12 protein-coding genes are annotated in these 10,176 nt (G+C 66.8%); 8 read left to right on the top strand and 4 right to left on the bottom strand.

Annotated elements, in window-relative coordinates; genetic code table 11:
* Positions 1–256: acyl-ACP desaturase (locus AC1DXJ_RS20150; RefSeq protein WP_477637851.1), on the top strand; the 256-nt coding region annotated here is incomplete at its 5' end.
* Between the two features lie 128 nt (positions 257–384).
* Here the strand turns inward: AC1DXJ_RS20150 and AC1DXJ_RS20155 are convergent.
* Positions 385–924, bottom strand: coding sequence for a P-loop nucleotide/nucleoside kinase family protein (locus AC1DXJ_RS20155; RefSeq protein ID WP_477616000.1), 540 nt, complete (start codon positions 922–924; stop codon positions 385–387).
* Between the two features lie 389 nt (positions 925–1,313).
* Between AC1DXJ_RS20155 and AC1DXJ_RS20160 the strand changes: the two genes are divergently transcribed.
* The 4 genes from AC1DXJ_RS20160 to AC1DXJ_RS20175 all read left to right on the top strand — a co-directional run bounded on the left by AC1DXJ_RS20160 (position 1,314) and on the right by AC1DXJ_RS20175 (position 4,007).
* Positions 1,314–1,841, top strand: a complete 528-nt coding sequence (locus AC1DXJ_RS20160) for a SigE family RNA polymerase sigma factor (protein ID WP_477616001.1) — start codon at positions 1,314–1,316, stop codon at positions 1,839–1,841.
* Positions 1,838–2,626 (top strand): hypothetical protein, encoded by a 789-nt coding sequence (locus AC1DXJ_RS20165; protein ID WP_477616002.1) that lies wholly within the window; start codon positions 1,838–1,840, stop codon positions 2,624–2,626. The genes AC1DXJ_RS20160 and AC1DXJ_RS20165 overlap by 4 nt, the downstream gene beginning before the upstream one ends.
* A gap of 113 nt (positions 2,627–2,739) precedes the next feature.
* Positions 2,740–3,012, top strand: coding sequence for a Smr/MutS family protein (locus tag AC1DXJ_RS20170; RefSeq protein ID WP_477616003.1), 273 nt, complete (start codon positions 2,740–2,742; stop codon positions 3,010–3,012).
* Positions 3,009–4,007: a molybdopterin-dependent oxidoreductase gene (locus AC1DXJ_RS20175; RefSeq protein ID WP_477637852.1), complete on the top strand. Its 999-nt coding sequence runs from the start codon at positions 3,009–3,011 to the stop codon at positions 4,005–4,007. Before AC1DXJ_RS20170 ends, AC1DXJ_RS20175 begins: the two co-directional genes overlap by 4 nt.
* A 30-nt stretch (positions 4,008–4,037) precedes the next feature.
* On the opposite strand, the gene AC1DXJ_RS20180 is transcribed toward AC1DXJ_RS20175, so the two are convergent.
* Complete coding sequence (locus AC1DXJ_RS20180; protein ID WP_477616005.1) at positions 4,038–4,760, bottom strand: DUF72 domain-containing protein; 723 nt, start codon at positions 4,758–4,760, stop codon at positions 4,038–4,040.
* A gap of 75 nt (positions 4,761–4,835) precedes the next feature.
* Here AC1DXJ_RS20180 and AC1DXJ_RS20185 point away from each other — a divergent pair, with 75 nt between their 5' ends.
* The gene (locus tag AC1DXJ_RS20185; protein WP_477616006.1) at positions 4,836–5,387 is read left to right on the top strand and encodes a carboxypeptidase-like regulatory domain-containing protein; all 552 of its coding nucleotides are present in this window, start codon (positions 4,836–4,838) and stop codon (positions 5,385–5,387) included.
* 184 nt (positions 5,388–5,571) lie between these two features.
* Positions 5,572–7,068 carry a glycosyltransferase family 39 protein gene (locus AC1DXJ_RS20190; RefSeq protein WP_477616007.1) on the top strand — a complete coding sequence of 499 codons (1,497 nt, stop codon included), beginning with the start codon at positions 5,572–5,574 and terminating at the stop codon, positions 7,066–7,068.
* A gap of 80 nt (positions 7,069–7,148) precedes the next feature.
* Here the strand turns inward: AC1DXJ_RS20190 and AC1DXJ_RS20195 are convergent, their stop codons facing one another.
* The gene (locus AC1DXJ_RS20195; RefSeq protein ID WP_477616008.1) at positions 7,149–7,361 is read right to left on the bottom strand and encodes a hypothetical protein; all 213 of its coding nucleotides are present in this window, start codon (positions 7,359–7,361) and stop codon (positions 7,149–7,151) included.
* Positions 7,362–8,492: 1,131 nt separating this feature from the next.
* Here AC1DXJ_RS20195 and AC1DXJ_RS20200 point away from each other — a divergent pair.
* Entirely contained in the window at positions 8,493–9,059 is a 567-nt protein-coding gene (locus tag AC1DXJ_RS20200) for a GNAT family N-acetyltransferase (RefSeq protein ID WP_477616009.1), read from the top strand.
* Between the two features lie 176 nt (positions 9,060–9,235).
* Here AC1DXJ_RS20200 and AC1DXJ_RS20205 read toward each other — a convergent pair whose 3' ends face one another.
* Positions 9,236–9,766 (bottom strand): cupin domain-containing protein, encoded by a 531-nt coding sequence (locus AC1DXJ_RS20205; RefSeq protein WP_477637853.1) that lies wholly within the window; start codon positions 9,764–9,766, stop codon positions 9,236–9,238.
* Positions 9,767–10,176 lie beyond the last annotated feature (410 nt).

Below are 10,176 nucleotides of genomic sequence, written 5' to 3' on the forward strand. Positions count from 1 at the left end.
AATCCCCGGGTTCGGACGCAAAGCCGTGCAGATGGCCATGGCTGGCATCTACGACCTGCGCATCCACCACGACGACATCGTGGCCCCGATGCTGCGTCAGTGGGGCGTCTGGGACCTTGAGGGCCTGGACGCCGCGGGTGAGCAGGCCCGGGAGGAGCTCGCGGCCGCCGTCGCCTCCCTCGATGAGGAGGCCGGCCGGTTCGTCGCCCGCCGCGACGAGCGCGCGGCGAAGCTGGCGGCCCGCCAGGGGGCCTAGTGTCGCTGTGGGTGCTCAGAGCAACCACGGTCAATGGCGTCCATGCATGTCGCCCAGGCCCTCGGAGTGGGGTCCTTTCCCCTTCTCGGCATCGATCATGCCGATGGGCTGCAGCTTGGAATGTGGTGCTAGGGAATCGACGGGGGCCAGCGATGCCTACGCCACTCGTCCCAGGTCGCAAACCCTGCCGGTGGGTCGTCAACAGGTTCGCTGCCGTCTAGTTCCCCGGGCGTCGGGATGCTGATGATGGTGGCCCATGTGGCGAGTTCCTGATCGGACATGTCCCACGTCTCTTGCGGCTCTTCGTCTTGGCGTCGGTCAAGTCGTTGCCGCTGCTCGGCCGGCGTGAGCTCGAAGTAGCGCATCTCTACCGCTGCACCGACGTCGGCTGCCGCCTTACGTAGAGCAGAGCGCTCATCTCGACCCCAGAGGCCGAAGTCGATGACGACATTGGTACCGAGACCGAGGGCGCGCAGCCCGATCCCGATGAGCCGTCCTTCGATCACGTCAGAGGCCGCTGGCGGGTTCGCGAGCCCGTAGAGGGCCTTCACCCACTCGTCTTTGGTGAGACGAAGAGCCTTCTCCTCGAGCTCGATGCGCCGTGCCTCAGTGGTCTTCCCGGTGCCTGGTAGCCCCACGGTCAGGAACAGAGTTGGTTTCCTCGTCATCACTTCCCCAATCGCGTTTGGCCTCAGCCTCGCCGATACCCGCTCATGCCGCAGTGCGGACGTGCGTCTTTACGCCGCGGGTGACGCCGAGCTCGTAGGCGGAAATGCCCGCTTACGGCCGCGATCAGCCCGGGGGCGCATGGGGGGGTTGAAAGCGTTCCCCGTACCGCTGGTCGCCGCATGCGGCCTTGGGCTGTGACCTGCGCTTTTGTCGCTACGCTCGCCAAATGCATGGATGAGGCGCTGTGGCTGATGTACCCGTACGACGCCGCGACGCCGAGCGAGGCATCGGCATCAATTCGCGGTTCTGACGACTGAACCTGGCGGCTCCATCGCGGCGTTGAGGTGGTAGAAGGTCCACTCAGCTGGTCCTTCCTCGAGGAGGGGTGATGCGGCATAGCGAAGAGGACCGGTTCGCCGACTTCGTGCGTGTTCACAGCACGACGTTGTTCCGCACCGCGTATCTGATGACCGGGGATTACCACCGCGCCGAGGACCTCCTGCAGACGACCCTGGTCCGGGTCTACCAGCGGTGGTCGAAGGTCGATGCGATGGAACGGCCGGTCGCCTACGCCCGGAAGATCCTTGTGAACCAGGCCATTTCGTGGTGGCGCATGCGCTCGTCTCACGAGGCGCCGCTGATGCCGCGAGATGAGCCGTGGTGGGGGGACCGCGTGGACGAGGTGGCGGAGCATGAATGGGTCTGGCGGGCGGTGCTGAGCCTGCCTCCGCGACAGCGGGCCGTGACGGTATTGCGGTACTACGAGGACCTGAGCGAGGCGGACATCGCCGAGACCCTGGCCATGGCCCCAGGCACGGTCAAGAGCCACAGTCACGCTGCGGCCCGGCGGCTGGCTGCCTTGCTGGGCGAGCCCGCCCGTCAGTCAGCCCGACCAGCGAAGGAGGCGATGTCATGACCTTGGACCAGCGTCTGACCCAGGCGATGCAGCACATCGCGAACGAGGTCGTCGCGCCGCAGGTCGACGTCGCGGCGGTGCGCTCGACTGCCCGCGCGCACCGGATCCGTGTGGCCTCCGTGGCCGCCACCGCGGCAGCCGCCCTGGTCCTCGTGACCGCGACCGCCCTTGTCGGTGGACGCGACACGAGCGCGCCCGAACCGGCCAACACGACACCGGCCCCACAGCCGTCCCTCACGATGCCGTCCATGCTGACGTTCAGGTCGAGCGTGTACGACCTGACCATCCGCTACCCCTCGGAATGGATCCCGTACGCGGCGACCCGGAAGTGGACCTGGCAGGCCAACGTCAAGGACTGGAAAGGCTCCGCGCAGGACCACCTCTTGGCTCCCCAGGACTCACCCGAGGGCGACGTCCGCGTCAGTGCCTGGGCCGCACCGATCGACCCCGACACCAAAGAGGAGTCCACTGCCTACCTGGTGGCGTTTGCCGAGGACTTCTGCAAGAAGTCAGGCAACTCGCCCTGCAACGGGATCGCCGACCGGGCCGTCGAGCTGTGCGTCGAGAAGCGGGACTGCCACCCGGGACTGCTGGTCCCCTTCAAGGACAACGTCCAGGCGTTCTTCAGCGGCGGAAACTACCCCGCCGATGCGATGACCATCGTCGCGGTGTGGCGCCCCGAGTGGGACAACTCCGTCAGGCCGTACGGCGGCGCCCGCAAGCTCCTCGAGTCCTTCCTGTCGACCATGGACGTCTGGCCCAACACCACGCCGTCGCGACCCTGAGTTACCAACGCGCGACTTGCCGCCGCGAGGCGGGCATCTGCGGATCGCTCATCAGAAGGGGTCGGGCAGCCGGGGATGGTGTCGACCGCGAGGGTCGGGTGCAGGATGGCAGGGTGAAGCTTTCGCTCGACCTGCATGCCATCTACAACCGCGGCACGGACATCGACCGCGCCTTGCGTGCCGTCATGGACGAAGCCGTGGCGAAGAAGGCTCCCCTGGTGGAGATCATCCCGGGCAAGGGGTCTGGGGCGCTGAAGAAGCGGGTGCTGCGCTTCCTCGACCAGAAGGAGATCCGCGCTCTCTATCACCGGGTCGAGAAGGACGCGGACAACCACGGCCGAATTTTCGTCCACTTCAAGTGGAAGGGCCCGGCCCGACGCCGATGAGCAGTCGACTGGCCAACCTGACCCTGCTCGTCGCGGTCCCGTTGGCGGTCGCGACCGGGTTCATGATGTTCGTGCTGGGCAGTGGGCCGGTTTGGCCGGTCGCCATCATCCACGGAGTCGTCGCGCTCCTGGTGGTAGTGCTCGTGCCATGGAAGTCGATGGTCGTCCGAAGAGGGCTACGGCGGCCGGGGCGGCGTGGGCGGGTCACGTCGATAGTTCTGTGGTTCGGCGTGCTGCTCGCCCTGATCACGGGAGTCGCCCACGTGGCCGGCGTGTTGTTCGCCAGCTCGCCCCTGACGACCATGCAGGTGCATGTGGGTGCCGGCGTCCTGGCCGGGGTCCTCACGGTTGCTCACGCGCGGCAGCGCCGGGTCCGCCCGCGCCGGACTGACCTGTCGCGTCGCTCGTTCGTGCGACTGACCGTGCTGACCTCCGTGGCAGCCGCGCTCGAGGCGAGCGTCCAGGCGACCGGCGCGCTCACGGCGCAGCCCGGCATACGTCGTCCGACCGGGTCGTTCCAGCTCACCTCGTCCGCAGTCACCGCGATCCCTGCCACGTCGTGGCTGTTCGACCAGGTGCCCACTCTCGACGCAGCGCGCTGGCGGTTGACCGTGGCGACGGGCGGCTCGTCGCGAGACTGGTCACTGGCTGAGCTCGCCCAGTGGGACGACCGGCAGGTGGGGGTCCTGGACTGCACGGGCGGGTGGTGGACCGAGCAGGAGTGGTCGGGTGTGCGCCTGAGCCGACTGCTGCCACCGGAGGCCAAGGGAACCGTCGAGGTGACCAGCGCGACGGGATACTCGCGACGGCTTCCGTTGACCGACAAGCTCCTGTTGGCAACCGGCATCAGCGGCGAAAGTCTCTCCCCAGCCCACGGGTCGCCGGTCCGCCTGGTGGTCCCTGGTCGCCGCGGCTTCCACTGGGTCAAGTGGGTCGTTCGGATCAACCACGACGAGCGCCCATGGTGGGCCGAGCCGCCTCTGCCGCTGCACTGACGCGGTCCGCCTCTGGCCAACCTGCCGCGGTCACGCACCCTGATGACGAAGCAGGCTGATGAACCGGTCGGCGTCGCCTGCGCGGGGGATGTTGTTGAACATCACGTACGGCGAGGGCCGGCCCTCGACCAGGTCGCGCAGCCGGCGCAGCTCGTCATCGGTATGCACGTGCCGCCAGCCCGTGGTCCCATGCAGCCGGTAGTAGGTCTGCTCTGGCGTCACGGTCTCGCTCTGCATGGGGTCGACGACGTGCACCAGGTCCAGCTCGGCGCACAGCTCGATGAGCAAGTTCGTGGGCCACTCACCCCGCGGCTCCCAGAGCAGCCGCCCCGCTGGCCGCTCGACCTGCCCCATGAAGGTCCGCAACCGGGCGACGTTCTCGGTCGTCGGGTTAAAGCTCTTCGGGCACTGCAGCAGCACGGCAGTGGCTCGCAGGATCCGGGCGCATTCGAGGGTGCGCTGCCAGCCCGCGAGAACCTGGGGCGTGGTCCGGAAGCCGCCGACCTGATCGCGTGCGCTGTCCGGCAGAGGCTTCTTGAGTCGTCGGTAGGTGGGGCTGTTGGACTCGTGGGTCACGACCTGCCATGCCTTCATGGTGAACTCGGAACTGGCCGGCACCTCGCTCCGCCAGCGCGTCAGCACGGCGTCCGCTGGCGGATCGTAGAACGTGTGCTGCACCTCGACCACGGGGAAGCGACGCGCATACGACGACTGGGAGACCGTCCACCCACACAGCCCGACGCGAACGTCCACTCTGCTACCGGCCCTGGCCGTGGTGAGTGAACGGCCGGAGCACAGGGTTACAGGGGGCCATACGTCCGAGTATCCGTGATCGCGACTGGGTACGTCGTCGCCACCGGCGGGGGTGCGTCAATCCGCCCGCATTCGCTCGCCTGCATTGTTGAGGCGCCCCGCGGTTTGTCGCCGGCACGGACCTCGTTCGTGGAGCGTCAGTGCGCGCTTGAACGTCTCATCGACGTGCGCGTAGGTGGAGTACTCACCGTTGCCCTAACCGGGTTGCTTCTCGCCGGCTGCGGCGACCATAGCTCTGGGACGACTCTCGACCAGTCGGGCGTTATTGGCCGCGTCCACCTGGGGCCTCAGTGCCCCGTCGAGACCGAGGGTGACCCATGCGAAGACAAGCCGGCCGCAGGCTCGAAGGTCACCGTTGCCAAGCAGCGGCCCGGCGACTCGTATGCCGGTGGCGAAGTGGTGGCGCGCACCACGACCGACGCGGACGGCAACTACCGCGTCGCCGTGGCACCGGGGAAGTACGTCGTCACAGCCGACGCCGGCATGTCCTGCGAGCGGAAGGACGCGCGAGTCGGGGCCGGTGCGTATTCGAAGGTCGACATTTCCTGCGACACAGGCATTCGCTGACCGTCGGGTGAGCATCAGCTTGAGCGCCGGGACGGCTTGGTGGAGGAGGGGTATCCGGCGGCCCTGGCCGCCCGTCGGCGAGCTATCGCCGTGGGGAGCGTGAGCTCGGCGCGTCCGGACGACGCAGGACTCGGTTGTGCCGGTTAGGCTCTGCGCCGGAAACCCGTTAGGCGGCGAGGCGAGTATGGCTATGACGTCCTGGTCGGGTGGGGCACGGTCGGCAGACGGCGGCGGTGATGCGATCGTCACCGACCTGACGCCCCCACCATGGCGCTGGATCGCGGCGGCGGTAGCCGTTGTCTGCGCCCTGCTCTACGCCACCCTGTCGCGATACGGCTACCACCGCGACGAGCTGTACTTCCGGATGCTGCCCCCGCGATGGGGCTACGTAGACCAGCCGTTCCTCACTCCGCTGTTGGCGAAAGTGTCGATCCGCCTGTTTGGTGACACGGTCTTCGGGTTGCGGGCACTGGCGCCACTTGTCACCGCCGTAGGTGTCGTGCTGGCGGCCCTGACCGCGCGTGAGCTCGGCGGAAGTCGCCGCGCTCAGGGGCTGGCCGCCTGGGGCTACGCCTCCACTGCGCTGCCGTTGTTGGGCGGCCACTACTTCGTCACCGGCACCATCGACCTCACCCTCTGGGCGGCCGCACTGCTGGCGGTGACTCGCGCGCTGCTGCGCGACTCCCGGTGGTGGCTCGCTGCGGGAGCCGTCCTCGGCGTCGCAGCCGACAACAAGCTGCTCGTCGCGATCCTGCTGCTATCCCTGGCGGCCGGAATCCTGGGTCTGGGACCACGGTCGGTCCTCAGCTCACACCATCTCCTCGCCGGAGTGGTCATCGCCCTTGTGCTGGCCGCGCCCACACTGCTCTACCAGGCGACCCATCACTTCCCGCAGCTGACCATGGCTCGCGCGCTGAACCACAACAACGCCAGCGACGTCCGAGCACAGCTGATCCCCTACCAGGTTCTGCTGATCGGGCCACCCCTGTTCGGGGTCGTAGTCCTCGGCTTCGTTTCCTTGCTGCGCCGTTCCGCCTGGAGGCCGCTGCGTGGCCTAGCGCTGGCTACCTTGGTCGCGCTGGCCGTCACCTTCTTGGCCGGGGGGCAGATCTACTACGCCTTCGGGCTGCTTGCGTTCGTCCTGGCCGCCGGCTGGGCGACTGACCGAGGCCCCACCTGGCTGCTCGTCGCTGCGGTCGCCCTCAACGGCACCGTGAACGCGTTCATCGCGCTGCCGCTCCTACCCTTGTCACACGTCAGCGTCCAAGCCGCACTGAACCCGACGATCGGCGACCAAGTCGGCTGGCCGGCATACGTCGACACGTTGCGTGCCGCCTATCAGCGGATCCCGACCGGGCAGCGCCCCAGAGTGGTGGTCTTCACCGGCAACTACGGTGAGGCAGGAGCCGTCGCGCGATACGGGCGCGACCTGCCCCCTGTCTTCAGCGGTCAGAACGAGTTGTACTTCGAAGGGCCGCCGCCCCACAACCGTGACGTCGTGCTCGCCTGGACCGAGGACTTCGCGGACCTGAACAGGCATTTCGACGACTGTCAGTGGATGGGCACCATGGACAACGGTGTCGGGGTCGACAACGAGGAGCAGGGCAGCGTGGTCGCCCTATGCCGAGTCCCTTCCACCGGGTGGGCCGCCCTGTGGCCGACCCTGCAGCACTACGACTGAGCGACCCACCCCCGACGGCGGCCTCATCACCGACATGGCTTCACCCAGAAACCTGCCAGAGGCCTGGTTGCCGTCAGAGATCAGAAGCCTGGACCAGGACCAGTCCAGCTCGGCCCGCCATACAGCTTCACCTTGTCGGGGTCTTCGTCCCCGTGATCGTCAGCCCACCGCTCCTCTGCCGTCCGGTGATCGCGGTGGCGCGACACCACTCCGGCAATCGCCAACCACAGAAACGACACGACTCCGACCGCGAACGCGACGATGAAGAATCCCTCAAACAAGTTGTCCGCCATCGGCCCTCCCCACGATCCAGCCAGCTCGACCGCGGCCCGCGCATGTCCGCCGGTTCAGTTTACGCCAGGCCTGCCAAGGCGAAACTGTGCTTCAGCCACACGGATGGTTGCGCGCCAGACTGGAGCGGCGCCGAGGCGTCCGTGGACGACTTTGAAGTCACCGTCCTAGCATTCCGCGATCCGGTGCCCAAGCCCACTTGGCGGGGAGGTGACATGGACTCGCATGTCCCTCGCCAGACCTTCAGCGGCTGCGGATCTTCCCCATTTCGGGTTTTGGCTGGTCTGGTCGCGATCCCCCTGCAGCGACCAGACCAGCCAAAGCCCTACCCCCTGTTTGGCCCCGAGGCGACCTTCCCCAAGATCGTCCTGCGGGCACATCTCGAACACTAGTGCCTGGTCAAGAAGCAGTCATCATCGCGTAAAGGCTTGGTAAAGCCAGATCCCTCACTGTCCCGATTGCCCCAAATATACAGGCCGTTCGGGTGATAGCTCATCGTCTATCTAGCTGACACGGACTCATCCGAACGGTGGAACCTTCTCGGGCTGTTTGAGCCGGCTTCACAGCTGTGTCGGGCAGTTCCTTGCGACTTTCCATCACAGAGAGCTTCGGTCCCCGGGCCTACGTGTCTGCCTAGTCGTCGTGGGCACGGTCTATGTCAGATGGTGTGGGGACGGGCTACTGCATCTATGGGGGGCTTCTGTCCCGCCTACGAAGTAGCTTCGTGCACATGCCCAACCATGTGCGAGTCACTGTGACGCCGTGCCCCGAGTGCGGCACGAACCTGCATGTCGTAGAGCACGGCATCGTGGCCGCCGAGGTGCGCAGATACTGCCCCAGGGGATGCACGCTCACGACCCCAGGAGTGACCCTTTTCCTGGCTCGAGTCAGTTGATGACGCAGCAGGCGACCGCTATCCCTCACCCCAGCGCGACGCGGTTCCCTAGTCCGTCAAAGAACCGGTAGCCGAAGGCGAACAGGAGAAATGCGGAGAAGCCTCCACCGGTGGGATGCGTCATTCCGCCGCGAACCAGTGCCCGATAGCTCCAGCCATTACCTGCGAGGGACCGGGGAAGGGCCGGCCCGACCGAAACTCGTTTGGCGATGCGGATCGCCCTGGGCATGCTTCCAGCATGAGCGACTACCTCGAGAGCGAGCGCCTGGTGCTGCGCCAGTTCACAGCGCAGGACGCGGACCTGCTGATCGAGCTGGACAGTGACCCGGCAGTGATGCGGTACCTCACCGGTGGCGAGCCGTCGCTGTCGGACGACGTCGTTCGTGACGAGGTCATCCCTAGCCTCCTCGCCGCGTATGAGCGGTGGAACGGTCGGTTCGGCCTGTTCGCGGCCTACGAGAAGGAGACCGGCGCCTTCATCGGTTGGTTCTGCCTGCGCCCGCAGCGCACCGGTCCGCTGGACGAGGTCGAGCTCGGCTACAGGCTCCGCCGGGACGCATGGGGGAAGGGGTACGCGACCGAGGGCTCGAATGCCCTTGTGGACAAAGGCTTCTCGGAGCTGGATGTCAGCACCATCTGGGGCGAGACCATGGCGCTGAACGTCTCCTCACAGCGAGTGATGGAGAAGGTCGGCATGTCGGTCGTCGAGTCGATCCCCACGCCCGACGACATGCAGGGCGTCGAGGGCGCGGAGCGTGGTGGCTTCCGGTTCGAGATTACGAGAGAGCAGTGGGCACGGCGATGATGTTGCCGGACCTGAACCTGCGCGGCCGATCCAGCGCCTTCAAGCAGGATGCTGCCGCGTTGGCAACGCGCAGTCACCTTCCGTCGATCGTCTACCCGACTTCCTGAAGGTGTTCAACGCAAGGCACCCTTTTGCTGCGATCCAGGGGTTGCGCCTTTCCGCCGCGTTCTGGCCGCTCAGGAGCCAGAACGGTGAAGCAGCCTGTCCGTCGTTGCTAGCACCCGAAAGACAGTGCGTTGAAGGGGCACGGGCGGACCGGCCAGGTACATGTCGTGAGCGAGACCCAGTCGAGCGGTGATCGGGAGCGAGGGCATCCCCCTGGCGTTGACCCGACCTTCGCGGGCGAGACGGAAGAACTCATCGAAGAACTGCTCGATGCCGGCCCCTGGAGTGAAGGTGATGCGCACTCTGGCCGCCGCGCCGCCGTGCGGCGCCCACGCGTGCGGGGCGCCCGCAGGCACGACCACGGTGTCCCCTGGGCCGCTCAGCGACTCTTCACCGCGACACCGCAGCAGGATGCGGCCCTCAAGGACGTGAAACTTCTCTTCCTGCGAACGATGGATGTGCTCCGCTGCCAAGAAGGCCGTGGGGCTCAACTCGAGGTCCAGCTCCGCGAGCGCACCACCGGTCTGTTCGCTCGTCCGCACGAACGTGATCCGTTCCCCGGTGACCGGGTTCTCAATCACATCAACGACATTGACCATCATCGGAACGTAACAGAGGCCGGTCGTACCCGCTCGGCGGAAGCGGCGCTGCCCCATGGGTACGGCACTTCAGGAAGCGTTCCAAGCCCCAAGGCTGCACGACGACGACGTGCGTCTAACCGCCGCGTGCGTCCTTCCCTGCCGAGGCGACGTTGGCGTGTGCAGCTGGCATGCCCGTGGAAGCGCTCAACGCGACGTCCGACGACTTCGCCCGCATCGATCTAAAGCTGCCAGGCGCTCGTCCCGCCGTCCACCGACTGACGAATTTGGGCGTTCGGCCATCACGGCCTGCTCACAACTGTGTATCGGCGAGCTCGGAGGGTGTAAGCAGGGGTGGGCGCGACCTGCGCGCTCGTCAACGAGGAGGACCCCGTGGCCGCCGCACTCGACAGCGCCCAGTTGCTCGCCGCCCT

Source organism: Pedococcus sp. P2_D9 (genome assembly GCF_056404275.1).

Bases quoted from the DNA above. Each gene is read 5' to 3' on its own strand.
- AC1DXJ_RS20155 (WP_477616000.1), bottom strand. From the start codon at position 924: ATGACGAGGAAACCAACTCTGTTCCTGACCGTGGGGCTACCAGGCACC.
- AC1DXJ_RS20160 (WP_477616001.1), top strand. From the start codon at position 1,314: ATGCGGCATAGCGAAGAGGACCGGTTCGCCGACTTCGTGCGTGTTCAC.
- AC1DXJ_RS20165 (WP_477616002.1), top strand. From the start codon at position 1,838: ATGACCTTGGACCAGCGTCTGACCCAGGCGATGCAGCACATCGCGAAC.
- AC1DXJ_RS20175 (WP_477637852.1), top strand. From the start codon at position 3,009: ATGAGCAGTCGACTGGCCAACCTGACCCTGCTCGTCGCGGTCCCGTTG.
- AC1DXJ_RS20190 (WP_477616007.1), top strand. From the start codon at position 5,572: ATGGCTATGACGTCCTGGTCGGGTGGGGCACGGTCGGCAGACGGCGGC.
- AC1DXJ_RS20195 (WP_477616008.1), bottom strand. From the start codon at position 7,361: ATGGCGGACAACTTGTTTGAGGGATTCTTCATCGTCGCGTTCGCGGTC.
- AC1DXJ_RS20200 (WP_477616009.1), top strand. From the start codon at position 8,493: ATGAGCGACTACCTCGAGAGCGAGCGCCTGGTGCTGCGCCAGTTCACA.
- AC1DXJ_RS20205 (WP_477637853.1), bottom strand. From the start codon at position 9,766: ATGATGGTCAATGTCGTTGATGTGATTGAGAACCCGGTCACCGGGGAA.